The 17,397-nt window shown below is 69.3% G+C and carries 16 protein-coding genes; 9 read left to right on the top strand and 7 right to left on the bottom strand.

All coding sequences use genetic code 11. The features are described 5' to 3' along the window. Nucleotides 1-148 precede the first annotated feature (148 nt). Nucleotides 149-2,512, bottom strand: a complete 2,364-nt coding sequence (locus ACFYRH_RS01785) for an MFS transporter (RefSeq protein ID WP_387766487.1) — start codon at nucleotides 2,510-2,512, stop codon at nucleotides 149-151. 287 nt (nucleotides 2,513-2,799) lie between these two features. Beyond that, the gene (locus ACFYRH_RS01790) at nucleotides 2,800-3,651 is read right to left on the bottom strand and encodes a LysR family transcriptional regulator (protein ID WP_387766490.1); all 852 of its coding nucleotides are present in this window, start codon (nucleotides 3,649-3,651) and stop codon (nucleotides 2,800-2,802) included. A gap of 88 nt (nucleotides 3,652-3,739) precedes the next feature. On the opposite strand from ACFYRH_RS01790, the gene ACFYRH_RS01795 reads away from it, so the two are divergent. Together ACFYRH_RS01795 and ACFYRH_RS01800 are read left to right on the top strand one after the other, a co-directional pair. Continuing rightward, the gene (locus ACFYRH_RS01795; RefSeq protein ID WP_387766493.1) at nucleotides 3,740-4,639 is read left to right on the top strand and encodes a TIGR03564 family F420-dependent LLM class oxidoreductase; all 900 of its coding nucleotides are present in this window, start codon (nucleotides 3,740-3,742) and stop codon (nucleotides 4,637-4,639) included. 39 nt (nucleotides 4,640-4,678) lie between these two features. After that, the gene (locus ACFYRH_RS01800; protein ID WP_387766496.1) at nucleotides 4,679-5,749 is read left to right on the top strand and encodes a serine hydrolase domain-containing protein; all 1,071 of its coding nucleotides are present in this window, start codon (nucleotides 4,679-4,681) and stop codon (nucleotides 5,747-5,749) included. Between the two features lie 22 nt (nucleotides 5,750-5,771). Here the strand turns inward: ACFYRH_RS01800 and ACFYRH_RS01805 are convergent, their stop codons facing one another. After that, nucleotides 5,772-5,948: a hypothetical protein gene (locus ACFYRH_RS01805; RefSeq protein ID WP_387766499.1), complete on the bottom strand. Its 177-nt coding sequence runs from the start codon at nucleotides 5,946-5,948 to the stop codon at nucleotides 5,772-5,774. A gap of 128 nt (nucleotides 5,949-6,076) precedes the next feature. Between ACFYRH_RS01805 and ACFYRH_RS01810 the strand changes: the two genes are divergently transcribed. Further along, nucleotides 6,077-6,568, top strand: a complete 492-nt coding sequence (locus ACFYRH_RS01810) for a DNA polymerase ligase N-terminal domain-containing protein (protein ID WP_387766502.1) — start codon at nucleotides 6,077-6,079, stop codon at nucleotides 6,566-6,568. Nucleotides 6,569-6,598: 30 nt separating this feature from the next. On the opposite strand, the gene ACFYRH_RS01815 is transcribed toward ACFYRH_RS01810, so the two are convergent. Then, nucleotides 6,599-7,246, bottom strand: a complete 648-nt coding sequence (locus ACFYRH_RS01815) for a nitroreductase family protein (RefSeq protein ID WP_387766505.1) — start codon at nucleotides 7,244-7,246, stop codon at nucleotides 6,599-6,601. Between the two features lie 114 nt (nucleotides 7,247-7,360). Here ACFYRH_RS01815 and ACFYRH_RS01820 point away from each other — a divergent pair, with 114 nt between their 5' ends. Further along, complete coding sequence (locus ACFYRH_RS01820) at nucleotides 7,361-8,008, top strand: nitroreductase family protein (protein ID WP_387766508.1); 648 nt, start codon at nucleotides 7,361-7,363, stop codon at nucleotides 8,006-8,008. 6 nt (nucleotides 8,009-8,014) lie between these two features. On the opposite strand, the gene ACFYRH_RS01825 is transcribed toward ACFYRH_RS01820, so the two are convergent. After that, nucleotides 8,015-8,632, bottom strand: coding sequence for an L-threonylcarbamoyladenylate synthase (locus tag ACFYRH_RS01825; protein WP_387766511.1), 618 nt, complete (start codon nucleotides 8,630-8,632; stop codon nucleotides 8,015-8,017). Between the two features lie 534 nt (nucleotides 8,633-9,166). On the opposite strand from ACFYRH_RS01825, the gene ACFYRH_RS01830 reads away from it, so the two are divergent. Beyond that, nucleotides 9,167-10,651 carry an MFS transporter gene (locus tag ACFYRH_RS01830; RefSeq protein WP_387766514.1) on the top strand — a complete coding sequence of 495 codons (1,485 nt, stop codon included), beginning with the start codon at nucleotides 9,167-9,169 and terminating at the stop codon, nucleotides 10,649-10,651. A gap of 39 nt (nucleotides 10,652-10,690) precedes the next feature. Here the strand turns inward: ACFYRH_RS01830 and ACFYRH_RS01835 are convergent, their stop codons facing one another. Together ACFYRH_RS01835 and ACFYRH_RS01840 are read right to left on the bottom strand one after the other, a co-directional pair. Next, on the bottom strand, nucleotides 10,691-11,473 hold the full coding sequence (locus tag ACFYRH_RS01835) for a DNA alkylation repair protein (RefSeq protein WP_387766517.1): 783 nt from the start codon (nucleotides 11,471-11,473) through the stop codon (nucleotides 10,691-10,693). After that, nucleotides 11,425-12,168: an SDR family oxidoreductase gene (locus ACFYRH_RS01840; protein ID WP_387766520.1), complete on the bottom strand. Its 744-nt coding sequence runs from the start codon at nucleotides 12,166-12,168 to the stop codon at nucleotides 11,425-11,427. The genes ACFYRH_RS01835 and ACFYRH_RS01840 overlap by 49 nt, the downstream gene beginning before the upstream one ends. 206 nt (nucleotides 12,169-12,374) lie before the next feature. On the opposite strand from ACFYRH_RS01840, the gene ACFYRH_RS01845 reads away from it, so the two are divergent. From ACFYRH_RS01845 to ACFYRH_RS01860, 4 genes are read left to right on the top strand one after another with little or no spacing between them, the layout of a single operon-like run. Beyond that, on the top strand, nucleotides 12,375-12,758 hold the full coding sequence (locus tag ACFYRH_RS01845; RefSeq protein WP_387766523.1) for an STAS domain-containing protein: 384 nt from the start codon (nucleotides 12,375-12,377) through the stop codon (nucleotides 12,756-12,758). A 53-nt stretch (nucleotides 12,759-12,811) separates the two neighbouring features. Beyond that, on the top strand, nucleotides 12,812-14,542 hold the full coding sequence (locus ACFYRH_RS01850; protein WP_387766526.1) for an MBL fold metallo-hydrolase: 1,731 nt from the start codon (nucleotides 12,812-12,814) through the stop codon (nucleotides 14,540-14,542). An 11-nt stretch (nucleotides 14,543-14,553) separates the two neighbouring features. After that, nucleotides 14,554-16,212 carry a hypothetical protein gene (locus tag ACFYRH_RS01855; protein WP_387766529.1) on the top strand — a complete coding sequence of 553 codons (1,659 nt, stop codon included), beginning with the start codon at nucleotides 14,554-14,556 and terminating at the stop codon, nucleotides 16,210-16,212. Nucleotides 16,213-16,221: 9 nt separating this feature from the next. Further along, nucleotides 16,222-17,286 (top strand): LacI family DNA-binding transcriptional regulator, encoded by a 1,065-nt coding sequence (locus tag ACFYRH_RS01860; RefSeq protein ID WP_387766532.1) that lies wholly within the window; start codon nucleotides 16,222-16,224, stop codon nucleotides 17,284-17,286. Nucleotides 17,287-17,397 lie beyond the last annotated feature (111 nt).

Below are 17,397 nucleotides of genomic sequence, written 5' to 3' on the forward strand. Positions count from 1 at the left end.
CTCACCCGCCGAGTCGTGGAAAACGGCCGCGAAAGCCGAACCGCCCGCCACGACTCGGCGATCGTGTCGACAACCTTTCTGCACGACTCGGCGGGTGGTGCTTGCCGAGGCTGGTGAGGGGACCGGCTACGGGAGGCTCGGCGATGGGTCAGCCGAAGGGTTGGCGGGTGGTGGCGTCTTCGGGGTAGCCGTTGCCTGCTGTGGGCGTGGGCGTGGTGGGGGATGCGGGCGGGGTGGGGGTTTCGGAGAGGCCGTCGCGGACGGTGCCCAGGAGGCGGCGTTCGACGGCTTGGAGTTCGGTGATGCGGTCGCGGAGTTCCTGCTCCTCGGCGCGGGCCTCGGCGAGGAACTTGTCCGCCTCGGTCTGCGCGGCGGTGCGCAACCGATCGGCCTCGGCGCGAGCAGTCTCGCGCAACTGGTCGGCCTCGGTCTGAGCCGTTCCGCGAAGTTCCTCGGCGTCGGACCGCGCGGTCTCGCGGAGATGATCCGCCGTCCGCTGACTCGCGCTGAGGACGCTCAGTTCGTACCGGCGGAGTTCGTCGACCAACTCACCCGCGGGCCGCTGCGCGTCGAGGATCGCCGCGGCGGGCTGCGGGATGTCGCTGTCCGGCAGCGTGTTCTCCAACGCGGCAATCTGCTGATCCACCCGCGTGAACAGGTCCGCGACGTCCGTACGCATCTGGCGGATCGTGTTCGCCGCCGCCTGCACCCGCTCGCTCGCCTCGCGTTCCCGCTCGCGCGCGGTCCGCTCCGCCGACGTGATCACGTCCAGCGCCACCACGGCCGCCCGCTCGGCCGGATCGTCAGGCACCGTCTCCCGAACCGTCCCATCCGCAGGCGCGGCGCCGTCCGCAGCCGGAGCATTGATCGAGACAGTCCGCCGCAGCGGCACCTCGCGGATCATCAGCACCGCCAGCAGACTCACCACGGCCGCCCCGGCCGCGATCACGAAGATCCGCCCGGTGGCGTCGCCGTACGCATGCCGCACGATCTCCGCGACCGGCGCGGGCAGCGACTTCACGTCCAGGACGCTCCCCGACCCGCCCTGCGCCGCGGCACCCGCGCCCGGACCGAGCTCGTGCAGCCGCTCGGTGATCAGGTCCTTCACCCGGGTCGCCAGGATCGCACCGAGCACCGAGACACCGACCGCACCGCCGAGGCTGCGGAAGAAGGTGACGGTCGCGCTCGCCGCGCCGACCTCGCTGACGTCGACGGTGTTCTGCACCGCGAGCACCAGGTTCTGCATCGTCATGCCCATGCCGATGCCCATCGCGAGCATCCCGAGGCCGACGTACCAGTACGGCGACTCGTGGTCGATCGTCCCGAGCACCCCGAGGCCCGCGGTGAGGCACAGCCCACCGATCACCAGGTACCGCTTCCACTTGCCGAACCGGGTGATCAGCTGCCCGGACCCGACCGACCCGAGGAACGACCCGAACATCATCGGGATGGTCAGCAGGCCGGCCTCGGTCGCGCTGTACCCGCGGGCGACCTGGAAGTACTGCCCGAGGAACACCGCGCTGCCGAACATCGCGATCCCCACCGCGAGGCTCGCGAGGATCGCCAGCGCCGTCGTCCGCTCGCGCACGACGCGGACCGGGACCAGCGGCTCGGCGGCGTGTACCTCGACCACCACGGCCAGGATCGCGAGCAGCGCCGTACCGCCGAGGTAGGCGCCGGTCTGCCAGGACCACCAGGCGAAGTGGTCGCCGGCGAACGAGACCCAGATCAGCGGCAGGCTCGCGGCGCCGGCGATCAGCACCGCGCCGAGGTAGTCCATCTTGACCTTGCGCTTCACCACCGGCAGGTGCAGGAACCGCTGCAGGACGATCAGCGACACTACGGCGAGCGGCACGCACACGTAGAAGCACCAGCGCCAGCCGAGCCAGTCGGTGTCGACGATGACGCCACCGACGAGCGGCCCGGACACGGTCGCGAGCGCCATCACGGCACCCATGTACCCGGAGTACCGGCCGCGGTTGCGGGGTGGGATCGCCGCGCCGATGATCGCCTGGGCGAGCGCCATCAACCCGCCCATCCCGAGCCCCTGCAGGACCCGGGCGCCGATCAGGAACGGCACGTTCTGGGAGGCGCCGGCGAGCATCGAGCCGACCACGAACATGATGATCGCGAGCTGCACGAGCAGCTTCTTGCTGAGCAGGTCGGACAGCTTGCCCCAGACCGGGGTGGCCACGGTCATCGCGAGCAGGCTGGCGGTGACCACCCAGGTGTACTGCGTCTGCGAGCCTTCGAGGTCGGCGATGATCGTCGGGAGCGCGTTGCTGACGATCGTCGAGCTCAGCACCGCGGTGAACAGCGCGGCGAGCAGGCCGGCGAGGATCTCCAGGATCTCCCGGTGCGAGAGCTCCGCTCCGCCGGCCGGCGGCGCGGACGGCGGTGGCGGTGCGGCCGGTGCGGGTTCCGGGTCGCCGTCGGCGTACCGCGAGCGGTAGCGGTGCGGCGGGGTACTGCCGGCCGGAGGCATGGCCGACGGGGTCTGGGTGGCAGACATCAGCTTCCGTTTCGTACGGCGGGGTCGCTCCAACCAGGCGCGGTGGGTGCACTGCGCCCGGGGACGGAAACGGCTGTTCAGGTCCTCACTCAGCCCGATATTTGGTTGCAACTACCAACAATAATGCCGCAGTGTCAGGGACCGCTCACCGGGCGCCATCAAACGTTCGTGCCGCGAATTATGAGACGACCCCTCCTCGGAACGCGATTTCCCCCGTACGATCCGGTGCTTGTTGAGTACTCGACACATCGCCCCCGGCGGAGCTGTCAGGGCCCGCCGGGGGTCTTTCAGGCGAACGCGGCCAGCAGTACGTCGACACACCCGGCGCCCGGCCCGGGCGCGACGACCAGCTGACCCGGCGCGCTCAACGCCGGCGCGAACGGCCCCATCCACAGCGCGCCCTCGGCCGGCTCGCACGACGTCCCGTACACCACGGTCCAGGCCGGCGCCCCGGTCGACATCTCCACGATCGCGGCCTCGAAGTCGTCCACCGGCCGGCCGATGACCGGCTCGAAACCCGCCGCCCGGCAGGCCGCGGTGAGCTTCTCCTGCAGCCAAGGATCAGCCGGCAGCCGCAACGGCAGCGCGGCCAGATCGATCAGCTTCACGCCGCCCTCGGCCTGGTACGCCGACGGCACCAGGACCGACAGCGGATCCCGCCAGAGCTCGGTCACCAGAAGGTCGGCCGCGGCCACCTCCCCGCGGACGAACGCGATGTCCAACTCACCGGCCCGCAGCGCGGCCAGATACTCGCCGACGCTGCCCGACGTCAGCCGGATCTCGAGATCGGGCGTCCGATCGCGCAGCGCGGCGAGCCCGCGCTCGAGCCGATCACGCAACCCGGGCGCGGTCCCGATCCGCAGTACGCCGGAACGCCCGGATGCGAGCTCGGCGGCAACCTCGGCAGCCCGATCCGCGGCGGCGAGCACGCTGCGCGCCTCGGCCAGCATCCGTTCGCCGTCGCCGGTCAGTCGCACGTGCCGGGACGAGCGGTCGAGCAGCTGCAGGCCGAGTTCGCGTTCGAGCCGGGCGACCTGCTGCGAGACGGCCGGCTGGACGATCCGCAGTCGCTCGGCGGCCCGGCCGAAGTGCAGTTCCTCGGCGACGGTGACGAAGTACCGCAGCTGCCGCAGCTCCATCGGCCACCTCCGGCGATCACGATTCGTTATCGCTGCACAGCGTAACTGCGTCTGGGTCGGCGGGCCCCGGACCCGTTGACTGGTGGACATGAGGATCGGACTGTGGATCGACGAAGAAGGCCTGACCATCGACGAGATCGGCGCCGCCGCGAAGGCAGCCGAGGACAACGGCGTGCACCGGATCTGGTTCAGCCAGCGGCTCGGCTGGGACGCGCTGACGCTGATCGCCGGAGTGGCGCCGTACACCTCGAGCATCAAGTACGCCGTCGGCGTCGTGCCGGCGTACGGGCGGCACCCGCTCACCCTCGCGGCGCAGGCGCTGAGCGTGCAGGCACTGACGGGCAACCGGCTGATGCTCGGCATCGGCGCGAGCCACCCGCACATGGTGGAGGGCATGCTCGGCCTGTCGATGGACCGGCCCGCGGCCTACATCCGTGAGTACGTCGAGGCGCTCGGCCCGCTCGTCGCCGGTGCGGCCATCGACTACCAGGGCGAACGCGTCACCGCCCGCGGCCGGCTGGCGATCACCGGCGCCGGGGCACCCGAGCTCATCCTGGCCGCGCTCGGCCCACGGATGCTCAAGACGGCCGGCGAACTGACCGCCGGTACGACGACCAGCTGGGCTGGGCCCGAGGTCATCGAGAGCTTCATCCGTCCCACGATCGACCGGGCGGCGAGTGCCGCGGGACGGCCGGAGCCGCAGGTCGTGGCCGGCGTCTGCGTCGCGGTCACCGACGACCCGGACGGGACCCGGGAGTGGATCCGGTCCAACTACGGTGCCGCCGGGAGCATGCCGTCGTACCGGGCTGTGCTGGATCGCGGCGGAAAGGCGGGGCCGGAGGAGACCGCGGTCGTGGGCGACGAGGCGACGGTGGCGAAGGAGATCCAGCGGTTCGCGGATGCCGGTACGACGGAGTTCTTGTTCTGCCCGGTCGGGACGGCGGCGGAGCGGGAGCGGACGATCCGGTTCGCGCTCGACTATGCATGAGACATGTCAAAAGGCCCGGAGTCGTTCCGACGTACCTGCATGGATCTCCAAGAGGTAGTGCAGCGGCGGATCGACGAACTGGCTGGGACGGAGCTCGGCCTGCAGGTCGCCGTGTACCGCCACGGTGAGCTGGTCGTGGACGCGGTCGCGGGCGACGGTGTGACGTCGGAGACGTTGTACTGGGCCGCCTCCACCGGGAAGGGCGCGTCCGCGACGGTCGCGAACGTGCTGGTGGATCGCGGGGTGCTCGACTACGACCAGCCCATCGTGGACCTCTGGCCGGAGTTCGGCGCGCACGGGAAGGACAGGGCGACCCTGCGGCACGTCCTGACCCATTCGGTCGGACTCCCCGCGCTCCCGGCCGACACCACTCCGGAGCTACTCGCCGACACGCCGCGCATCACGGCGTACCTCGCGGCGGCCGAACCGTGGTGGGAGCCCGGGACCAAGATGACGTACCACGCGGAGACGGTCGGCCTGCTGCTCGGCGAGATCGTCCGGCGAGCGACCGGCCGGACGATCTCCGCCGTACTGCGGGAGATTGTGGAACCGCTCGGGATCGCAGACGACGTGTTCTTCGCACTGCCCGCGGACCAGCGGCACCGGCTCGCGGAACTGGTGGAGCCGGACGGCGCCGAGGAGACGTTCGCGACGCTCGCCGGGATGTTCGCGCAGGTCGTCCCGCCGGTGATGCAGCCCCGGGCCGCGGAACTGAACCGCCCGGAGCGACTCGCGATCGAGGACCCGTCCAGTGGGATCCTGAATGCCCGCGGCATCGCCAAGCTGTACGCCGGCCTGATCGGCGAGGTCGACGGAGTACGGCTGGTCCGGCCGGAGTCGGTCCCGCTGATCACCGGGCCGGCGCTGGTCGCGTCGGACGAACTGCTCGGCAACGAGGCGACGTTGGCCCTCGGTTACGCGATCGGCCGGCTCGGATCGAGCGCGCAGGAGAGCCCGGCGTCGTTCGGCTGGCCGGGCATGGGTGGCAGCGTCGCCTGGGCGGACACCCGCGCAGGTGTCACGTTCGCACTGACCAGGACGCTGTTCGATCCGGCCGGCTCGGCGTCGGCGATCGAGATCGGCAACCTGGTTGCGAAAGCTCTTTGCTGAAACCCCTTACCTGTAAGGGGTTTCAGCTTTCACGGACCGAGCTGTGGTCGACCCAGACGAGATGGCCGTGATGACTGACGAGAACCTCGTCGGTCCCGGCCGTCCCGGTCCGGCGACCCAGCTCCTGGCCGGCGATCCAGCGTCCGCCGATCAGAACCTGAACGGCGATCGGCCGCGCCGGGGAAGGGGCTACGGGCATGGCACCTGCTTCTGGACAGGGGCGGATGTGATGGGAAAGTAGTGGGGGCTGATTTCTCAACCAGGAGAAAGCCTACAACCGCCAGGTGACGGATCGTTAACGGTAACTCGAATTGACCAGGGAGCCCTGTGAGTAGGCCGATCTTCGTGGTGCAGCTGCACGACGCCCGACGGCGGCATTACGACGTACGGCTCGAGGTGGACGGGGTGCTGAAGTCCTGGGCGGTGCCGCGCGGCCCGTCGCTGGACCCGATCGTGAAGCGGCTGGCCGTGTTCACCACCGACCACGACCTGGAGTACGCGTCGTACGAGGGTGTGCACCGCGACGCGCAGTACGGCAGCGGTGCCGTGATCGTCTGGGACGCCGGCGTCTACACGAATCTCACCCGCGACGACCGGCAGCAGCTGGTCGACCCGGCCGAGGCGATCGAGCGCGGGCACTTGAAGGTGCAACTGCACGGCGTGAAACTCAACGGAGCCTGGGCCTTCACCCGCACCGGCGGCGACTGGCTGCTGGTCAAGGTGAAGGACGACGCGGCCGACCCGGGTCTGGATCTGACGGTCACCGAGCCGCGGTCGGTGCTCAGTGGTCTGACCATCGACGAGATGGCCGCCTCGTGATCCGGGCGGTCTGATCCTGGCGGTGCCGGATCACCAGCCGTCGATGTGCAGGACCTCGTCGAGCGGCTGCCGGGGGGCGGGCTTGAAGTCGGTCCCGATCGAGTACGCCGTCGGGATCAGCACCGTCTGCCGGATGTCTTCCGGCAACCCGAGCAGCTCCGACACCTCCTGCTCGTAGGTGAGGTGCAGCGTCGTCCACGCCGTACCGAGGCCGCGGGCGCGCGCGGCGAGCATGTAGCTCCACGCCGACGGGAGAATCGAGCCCCACAGGCCGGCCTGATTTCCGGCCGGCAACGACGTGGCCTTGAGGCACGGGATCACCAGGACCGGGACCTGGCCCATCCGCTCGCCCAGGTAGGCCACGCTGTCGCCGACCCGGCGCTGGACGGCGGCACGTTCGGGGTCGTCCGCGTGGAGTTTGCCCGCCGCTCCCGGACCGGCGAGGTACTGCTCCACCGAACGCCGGTAGTACTCACCGACCGCGGCGCGCTTCTCGGCGTCGGTGATCACGAGCCAGTGCCACGTCTGCCGATTACTCCCCGACGGCCCCTGCAGCGCGATCTCGATGCACTCCCGGACCAGATCCATCGGCACCGCCCGCTCCAGGTCGAGCCGCTTCCGCACCGTCCGCGTCGTGGTGAGCAACTCGTCAGGATTCAGGTCGAGTGTGTAGGTCACGCGCCCAGTGTGTCAGCAGACACCGCCGACCCACGGGCGACCACCTGGCACAAATCTGCGATACGCTACGAGATAGTTCTGAAGCAGATTATCTGTTAGTGGAAGGATCTGGCGATGACCTTGAACCTGTCGGCCGACGAGGTGCTGTCCACGACGCGGGCCGTCCGGAAGCGGCTCGACTTCTCCCGGCCGGTGCCGCGCAGGCTGATCGAGGAGTGCATCGATCTCGCGACCCAGGCGCCGACGGGGCGGAATCGGCAGCGATGGCATTTTCTGGTCGTCACCGAGGACGCGCAGCGGCGGGCGGTCGCGGACATCTTCCGGCGGGCACTGGCGCAGGCCGAGAGACAGCCGTTGACCACGGACGACGTACGGCGGATGAACCATCACGCCGGCTCCACCGAGCGGGTGTTCGACAGCCTGCGGTACCTGGCGGACAACATCCACCGGGTGCCCGCGTTCGTGATCCCGGCAGTGGAGGGACGCACCGACCACGCGTCGGCGGCCGTGCAGTCCGGGACCTGGGGATCGATCCTGCCGGCGGTCTGGAGTTTCATGCTCGCCGCCCGCGAGCGCGGCCTCGGCACGGTGTGGACGACCGCTCAAGGCCCGCTCGAGCGTGAACTCGCGACAGTCCTGCGCGTTCCGTACGACGACGTGATGCTGGCCGCGTTCATCCCGCTGGCGTTCACGATCGGAACCGATTTCCGGCCGGCGAAGCGAGTGCCGCGCGAGCAGGTCCTGCACTGGGATCGCTGGTAAGCCCGTTCACTCGAACGGGGTGGGGTCTCCTGAGCCGACGCGGACGATCTCCGGGACGTCGTCGGAGAAGTCGATGACCGTGGTGGGTTCGACTCCGGCTTCACCTTCGATGACGGCGTCGATCTGATTGTCGAGTTCTTCCTTGATCTCCCAGCCCTGCGTCATCGGCTCTTCGTGGCCCGGAAGCAGCAAGGTGCTCGAGACCAACGGCTCGCCGAGCTCGGCGACCAGCGCCTGGGTGACCACATGGTCCGGGATCCGCACGCCGACGGTCTTCTTCTTCGCGTGCAGCAACCGGCGCGGGACCTCCTTGGTGGCCGGCAGGATGAACGTATAACTGCCGGGGGTAGCTGCCTTGATCGAGCGGAAGACGGCGTTGCTGATGTGCACGAACTGCCCGAGCTGGGCGAAGTTCTCGCAGACCAGCGTGAAGTGGTGCCGGTCGTCCAGGTGCCGGATGGTGCGAATCCGGTCGATGCCGTCCCGGTTCCCCAGTTGGCAGCCGAGCGCGTAGCAGGAGTCGGTCGGGTACGCGATCAGCCCGTCCCCGCGCAGCAGGTCCACCACCTGCCCGATCGACCGCCGCTGAGGGTTCTCGGGATGGATGTCGAAATACCTGGCCATGACCGCCGAGCCTATCGCCCGCCGCCGCCGGACCGCCCGCGGTCACCGTCCCCGGCGCCCGGCGACAGTTGCCGCGAGCGCCGCTGAACAACACCGTTATCGGACCAGAAATTCTCGAAAAGACTTATTGCCGGCCCCATCGGATTACCCGGAAACCCTCCGCTCCGACATTCCCCGGCCGCTCAGAAAATAGCGGAGGAATTCCCCCACACCCGGCATTTCGGGCGTATCGTGTCGGCAAGTCGGGCCGGCCGGAGCCGGGGGAATCGGTCAGGTCCGTAATGGGGGGCGGTGACCTCTGGACAGGACGCTACTGCCCGCGGGTCCCGAGTTCCTTCCGGCCAGGAGAACGGGGGTGGGGGAGCTCCGGAGTCCGGCGGTGCGCCTGCTGGTGGCGGTCGCGCTGGTGCTGGGGGTGCAGCGCGGCCGTTACCTGGTCACCCGTGACCGGCCGAAACCCCGGTCCACGGCCGGCGCCGTCACGTTCGCGCGAGACCCTCGTCGTACGCCGGACCCATCTGCGACCCTGACTCCATGACTGACGAGCGGATCGCGCTGGGCACCGCGCGGGGCCGGTGGGTGCTGACAGCGACGGCCTTGGGCTCGGGGATGGCGTTCCTGGACGGGACCGTCGTGAACGTCGCGCTGCCGGCCATGGGCGAGGACCTGAACGCGAACATGGCCGGGCTGCAGTGGATCGTGAACGGCTACATGCTGATGCTCGCCTCGTTGGTGCTGCTCAGCGGCTCGCTCGGCGACCGGTTCGGCCGGCGACGGACGTTCGTCATCGGGGCGGTCTGGTTCGCGGCGGCGTCGGTGCTCTGCGCGTTCGCCCCGACCCTCGAGGTGATGATCGCCGGGCGGGTCCTGCAGGGCATCGGCGGCGCCCTGCTGACGCCGGGCAGCCTGGCGATCCTGCAGACGACGTTCCAGCACTCCGACCGCGGCAAGGCGGTCGGGATGTGGTCCGGTCTGACCTCGGTCGCCGCCGCGGTCGGTCCGTTCGTCGGTGGCACCCTGGTGGACAGCGGCTACTGGCAGCTGATCTTCCTGCTCAACGCACCGCTGGCGCTGGCCACCGTCGTCGTCGCGCTCCGGCACGTGCCCGAGACCCGCGACGAGAACGCGACCGGCAAACTCGACTTCACCGGCGCGGCTCTCGCCACCCTCGGTCTCGCCGGCCTGACGTACGGCCTGATCAGCGCCGGCGACCACGGTTTCGGCGACCCGCTGGTCCTCACCAGTCTCGCGATCGGCGTACTCGGCCTGGCCGCGTTCATCGAGGTGGAGCGCCGCAGTTCGCACCCGATGCTGCCGCTGGGCATGTTCGCCAACATCCGTTTCACCGGCGCCAACCTGGTCACGGTCGTCGTGTACGGCGCCCTCGGTACGTCGACCTTCCTCGTCGTCGTGTACCTCCAGACCGGCCTCCACTACTCGGCCCTCTGGGCGGGCGCCGCGCTGCTGCCGATGACCGCGCTGATGCTCGCCCTGTCCGGGTACGCCGGTGGTCTGGCGGACACCATCGGGCCTCGCATCCCGATGACGGTCGGACCGCTCCTGATGGCGGGCGGGTTCCTGCTGATGCTGCGTATCGACAGCGGCACGAGCTACTTCACCGCCGTACTCCCGGGGGTCGTGCTGCTCGGGCTCGGGCTGGTCTCGACCGTCGCACCGCTGACCGCGACCGTGCTGTCGTCGGTCGCGGACCATCACGCCGGGATCGCGTCCGGCGTGAACAACGCGATCGCCCGGTCGGCGCAGTTGATGGCGGTCGCGGCGATCCCGATGGCGGCCGGCATCACCGGCGACACGTACCGCGACCCGGCGGCCTTCCACGACGGGTTCGGGAACGCGCTGGTGATCTCCGCCGTCCTGGCCGCGTGCGGCAGCGTGATCGCCTGGGTCACCCTCGGCGACCGCCCGGGGCAGCAGCTCCGGCACGTGCTCACCACCGACATCCACCACCGGCACTGCGCCCTCGAGGCCCCGCCGCTGGCCGACGCCAAGCCGAACTGATTTGTCGACATTCGGCGACTGGTTGCTTGAAGCAATCAATTAGCGGGCGCGCGGCAGTTGCAGGTAGTGCCGGCGCGTCGCGGGGTCCAGGCGTTCGACGGCGTACCGGAGCATGGTCCTGGGCATCCGCGGCGCGTACCGGTCGAGGAATGCGCGGAGCTCGTCCTCCGAGACGCGTTTGCCCGCCTCGCGCACCATCCAGCCGGACGCCTTGTGGATCAGGTCTTCGGGATCGTCGAGGACCTCGACGGACAGCTTGTAGGTGTCCGCGGTCTGGCCCTGGCCGATCAGGTACTGCGTGGCGACCAGCGCGATCCGGCGTTCCCAGAGTGACGTCGACCGGATCAGGGCGTAGAGGATGTCCCGCGGCTCGTCGAGCAGGTATCCGCCGACGATCTGCGGTGCGCTGCAGTCCACCAGATCCCAGTTGTTGATGTACGCCGTACTGCGCAGATAGAGCTCGTAGATCGCCTGGAGTTCGGCAGGGTTCGCCGTACGGGGCTTGCGACTGCGGGCCGCGCGGTCGGCGAGCAGGCACAGAACGGCGAGGCGGTGTTCATGCACCGGGCTGGTCAACGCCTGCTCGAGATCGGACAGCGGGAGGTCGGCGCGCAGGTACGGCTTCAGGAGGGCGCGAATCGTGGACAGCTTCACGCCGATCATCCGGTCGCCGTGACCGTACCCGCCGGGCTGCAACTGGAAATAGCGCGACAACACCTCGGCCACCGCCGGGTCGGCGGCGGCGTCGATGTCGCCGAGCAGGTCTTTCGTGCTCAGACCAGCATCCCTCCGGTCGCCCGCAGGTTCTGCCCGGTCATCCACCGCGCGTCCGGACCGGCGAGGAACGCGACCACGTCGGCGATCTCCGCGGGCGCACCCATCCGGCCGAGCGCCGTGATCCCGACCAGGGCGTCCTGGATCTCCGGCGGGTTGTGGTCGTGGAACATGTCGGTGTCGGTCGCGCCCGGGGACACCGTGTTGACGGTGATCGCGCGCGGCCCGTACTCCCGCGCGGCGACCTTCACGAACTGCTCGAGGGCCGCTTTACCGGCGGCGTACAAGGAGATCCCGGGGCCCGGCATCACCGTGTTGAGGGTCGACAACGCGATGATCCGGCCGCCGTCGGGCAGCACGCGGCCCGCGCGCTGGATGGCGAAGTACGGTCCCTTCACGTTGGTCGCGAACATCCGGTCGTAGTCGTCCACGGTGACGTCGGCGATCGGCTTCACCATCGCCTGGCCCGCGTTGCACACGAAGACGTCCAACGTGCCGGTCGGTTCGGCCGCGCGATCGAAGAGCCCGTCGATCGCGGACAGATCGGCCTGATCAGCCTGTACGGCGGTCGCGGAACCGCCGGCCGCCCTGACCTCGGCCACCACGTCCGCCGCTGCGGATTCGCTGCTCGCATAGGTGAAGGTGACGACGGCACCGTCCGCCGCCAACCGCCGTACGATCGCCGCACCGATGCCCCGCGAGCCCCCGGTGACCAACGCTGCCTTACCGTCGAGAACGCCCATGCCGCCTTGTCTATCACCGTTCTGGGTCCGTCGTTTGCTTGATTCCGGCAGCCCCGACAGCGCTTACAGTCCCGAGGTCACGCTCCGGGGTCATCCGTGGCGAACCCGTTGTGACGCTCGCGCGTTGGGGCATACGGTGTGCGTACAGGGCAGTTCCATTTCCGCCAGGACCCGCGTTCGTGGCGCTACCCCGGGGGAGAACCCGCGTGACCAGCCAGCCAGAGCCGCGGGACGGCGACATGATCAGAACTACTTTCGATGCGGTCACCGAGGAACTGGAGCCTGGAGTCCTGCTGGTCCGGCTGTCCGGCGAGATCGACATCGCGAGCACCGACGACGCCGCGCAGGCGATCCGCACCGCGGTCGCACCACCCGCGCGGCTGGTGCTGATCGACGTCTCCGCGGTCACCTTCTGCAGCTCCGCCGGACTCGGGAATCTGGTCGAGGCCCGCAACCTGGCCGGCCGGCACAACATCCCGCTCGCCCTGGTCGGCGTCGGCCGCCCGGTCGACCGTCCGCTGAGTGTGACCGGTCTGGGCGGTCAGTTCCGCATCTACGCGACGATCGCCGAGGCGCTCGCCGACCTCTGACCGGCTCGGCCGGAGGTGGAATCGATTCCAGACCTCGCCTAGGGTGTGCTGCTGTGATCATCCACACCATCGAGGACAGCTGTTTGGTGTACCTCCTCGTCGACCCGCGGTCGCGCACCGCGGTGGCGGTCGACGCCGGAAGCGGACGGTGGCTCGAGCGGCTCGCGTCGTACGGCGTGGACCGGGTGACCGACGTGCTGGTCACCCATCACCACCGCGACCAGGTGGAGGGACTGCCGCTGCTGGCGGCCACCGGGACGCGGATCTGGGTGCCGGCGCACGAGGAGGAGCTGATCGCGGACGTCGGTCATCATTGGCTGCGACGGGGTCTGGTGCACAACTACGATCTGCACACCGACCGGTTCTCGTTGCTCGGGCCGGTGCCGGTGACCGGCGTGATGAAGGACTACAGCACATCGCGGATCGGCCATCTGACAGTGCGGACGGTGCCGACGCCCGGGCACACACCGGGGAGCGTCAGCTACCTGATCGACGGCTACGCGTTCACCGGTGACCTCATCCACAGCCCGGGGAAGGTGTGGTCGGCCGCCGCACTGCAGTGGTCGTACGTCGGGATGGAGGGCGCCGCCATGACCATGGCCTCGCTCGCGCAACTACTCGACTACGAGCCAAGGGCTCTCCTGCCCAGCCATGGTGCACGGATGGACGATCCGGCGACTGCTGTGCGGGCAACCTGTTCCGCACTGCAGGACCTCGTCCGCGTCCGGCTCGGGGCACCGAGCGGTCTGCTCGACAAGCTCGAGGATCCGTACGTCGAACTGAGCCCCCACCTGCTGATGAACCGAACCAGCGAGTCCCGCAGCTACGCACTGCTGAGCGACTCCGGTACGGCGCTGCTCATCGACTACGGCTACGACCTGACGACGAGCATCCCGGTCGGCGGCCCCCGGCACACGGTTCGGCCCTGGCTGCCCAGCCTGCGCGCTCTGCAGCGGGACTACGGAATCGAGCGGGTCGAGGTGGCGATCCCGACGCACTACCACGACGACCATGTTGCCGCGTTCAACCTGCTGCGGGAGGTGCAAGGCACCGAGGTGTGGGCCGCCGGTCCCGTGGCGCAGGTTCTGGAGAACCCGACCGACTACGACCTGCCGTGCCTGTGGTTCGAGCCGATTCCGTGCGCCCAGCACGTCCCGAACGGCGCCGGCCTCCGGTGGCGCGAGTACGAGCTGTCGCTGTACGACCTGCCCGGCCACACGCTCTACGCGTCGGCGATCGGGTTCGAGGTGGACGGACAGCGGGTGCTGGCAACAGGCGACCAGCAGACCGGTAGCTGGGAGCCTGGTGTGGCCGCCGAGATCCCGAACTTCCAGTACGCGAACGCCTTCGGCGCGGACGACTACGCCGCGTCGGCTGCGCTCTATCAACGCCTTCGGCCGGACCTGATGATCTCTGGCCACTGGGACCCGCGCGCGGTGACTCCGGCCTATCTGGACGAGCTGACGCGACTCGGCGACGAAGTCGCCCGGGTGCACCGGGCGTTGCTGCCGCCGGAGGACCCGGTGTTCACGGGCGCCGTGCGAATCTCGCCGTACCGCGTGCATGCTGTGAACGGGCAGCCGTTCACCGTGCGAGTCAGTGTGCCGGCGGACCTGGTGGTGCCCGCGGACTGGGAGTGCCAGCGGGTCGATGCGGCTGAGTTCGTCGTGATTCCGCGGGTGACCAGGCCGGTCCGGCAGGTGCCTATCGCGGCCGGGATCACGCGGGACGGGATCTATCTGGGGCAGCTGGCCGAGGCCCTCGTCGACGTACGCCTTTCCTGAGAGGAACCCTGGTGGACTACTCCGTGGATGTGAACGCCGCGAAGGCGTATGCAACCGTCAGCCGGGACGGACACGAGCTGTTCAAGCTGCGATTGTTCGCCTCGCTGGACACGGTGGGCGGCTTCGACGAGAGCTCCTCGCTGGAGATCGAGTCAGTGGCCGACGGCGTGGTCACGGCGACTGCGCGCAGCTCGGTCTGGGAGAGCCGGGTGACGACAACACGTTTCCTGGCGGACCGGATCGAAGTGCAGACGACTGTGACTGGGCAGGGCCGGCTGACCGACGTGCATCTGCTGGGCGGACGCCGGACGCCACGCGGGTTCCTGCCAAGCGGATCGGCCTTACGCCAGGTGTACTCACCGAACCCGGACCATCCGACGAGAGTTGTTCGGGACGCGACCGAGGCGGCGACGATCAGCGTGTGCGGTGAGGGTGGTGAACCAGGCATCGAACGCTGGCTGTTCACCCCGGCGCCCTGGTGCTTCGCCGCAGCAGCCGAGTCGGAGTGGGTCGGGTTCAGCGTTGTTGCGCCGGTAGCGGAGCAGAACTTCACCAGCTACCACTATCGCCCCGTGTCCGGTGGGTTCAGTCTCCAACTCGACTATGAGGGTCACACCGTGGTCGACGGCACCTTCACGACCCCCGCTCTCGTCGTACATCTTGCTGGCACTTCAGCGGAGGACGTGCTCGTTCAGCACCGCGCACTGCTCGACGCTGCAGGCGTCGTACCGGAGCGGGCCGTCGAGCGGCCGGAGTGGTGGTCGGGGACGATCTTCTGTGGCTGGGGCGCACAGTGTGCGCTGGGCGTCCGCACCGATCAGGCACCACAACCGCTGGCCACGCAGGCGAACTACGACACGTTCCTGGCGACCCTCGCCGGGCGGGGCATCGTGCCCGAGACAGTAGTGATCGACGACAAGTGGCAGGGGTCTTACGCGACCTGTCGCCCCGACCCGGATCGCTGGTCCGATCTGGCCGGGTGGATCGCCGGACGACATGCTGCGGGGCAGCGCGTACTGCTGTGGTGGAAGGCGTGGGATTACGAAGGCGCTCCGGTCGAGGCGTGCATCACTGACCAGGACGGCGCGCCGGTCGGGCTGGATGCGGAGTCCCAGGCCTGCGTCGAGCTGATCACGGATGCCGTGACCTACATGCTCTCGGCCGACGGGCTGAACGCCGACGGGTTCAAGATCGACTTCACGGCACGTACGCCGTCCGGCTCCTCGCTGCGGCACAGCGGTGCACGGTGGGGCGCGGCCCTGCTCCACGAGCAACTGCGCCTCGTCTACGACACGGCCAAGCAGGTCAAACCGGACGCCCTGGTCATCACCCACACCCCCAACCCGGCGTTCCTCGATGTCACGGACATGATCCGGCTGAACGACGTACTGCACGATCACTCGGCCGAACCGGGCTATGTAGCGCGTCACATGACCTACCGGGCCGGAGTGGTCCGATCGGTGCTGCCCGAGCTCGGCGTGGACACCGACGGGTGGATGATGCCGAGTCACGCCGAATGGCGCGGCTACCTGCAGATACAGGACTCGCTGGGGGTTCCCGCGCTGTACTACGTGGACGGCACCGACACCGATCGCTACGACTTCCGCGCCGAGGACTACGAGGCGGTCACGGACACGTGGAGCCGGTACAGAGCACGCGGGAGCATCTAGACTGCGGCCATGAGTCCCCGGGGGCAGCAGGCGGCACGCGCGGTAGCACCACAGCCGACGCAGCCGCCGGTACGTCGTCCCACGGTGCAGGACGTCGCCCGCGAGGCCGGTGTCTCTCCGTCGACCGTGTCGCGTGCACTGCACACCCGCGGGTACGCGTCTCCCGCCGTACGGGCGCGGGTCCGAGCGGCAGCCGACCGGATCGGGTACGTGACCGACCACAACGCCCGCAACCTGCGCAGCCGGACGTCGACGTCGATCGGCGTACTCATCTCGGACCTGCGGAACTCGTTCTACGCCGACCTCGCCGCCGGGATCGAGGAGGAGCTGCGCGCGGCGGAGTACCAGATGGTTCTGGTCAACGACAACGGCGATCCCGCGGAGGAGATGCGGGCCGCCGAGACACTGCTGGCGATGCGGGTGCCCGGCGTGATCGTGACGCCGGTGACCGCGAAGTGTCCACAGGTGCTGCAGGACAACGGAGTCCACGTCGTCTGCGCCGACCGGGAGCTCGGTCGGTCGAACGGTGACGTCGTACTGAGTGACAACAAGACTGGTGCGCGGGAGCTGACGGAGCATCTGATCTCCCTGGGGCACACGCGGATCGGACTGCTGATCGACGAGACGAAGTGGTCGACCGGTGCGGGCCGGCTGGCCGGGTTCCGGGCCGCACACGCCGACAACCAGCTCGACGTCGACGAGGACCTGATCGCGTACACCAGCTTCGACGCGAACGCGGCACAGCTGACGACACGCAAGCTGCTCAACGACCACGAGGTCACCGCGATCATCTCGGCGAACAACGTGCTCGCCCAGGGCGCGCTGGCCGAGGTGAAGGACCGGCGGCTGAAGGTCCCGCGGCAGATCAGCCTGGCGGCGTACGACGACGTGCCGTGGATGTCGCTGGTCCAGCCGGCTCTGACGACGGTCGACCAGAGCACGGTCGAGATGGGCCGTAGCTGCGCGCGCCTGCTGCTCGCCCGGATCCGGGGCGAACTGCCGGCCCGGCGCCGGCTGGTCAAGGTGCCGGCCCGGCTGGTCGTCCGCGGCTCCACCGGACCCGCCCCGCGCTGACGCTCGACGGTTGTCCACAAGGGCGGCGACCACGTCTTGACGCGGCCCGACCGCGCCCGTACGGTTCCTGGCATCCGGAATGTGGCATCGATGCCACAATCCGCCGCTCGT

This window comes from Kribbella sp. NPDC004875, from assembly GCF_042873375.1.
Lineage (GTDB): Bacteria > Actinomycetota > Actinomycetes > Propionibacteriales > Kribbellaceae > Kribbella.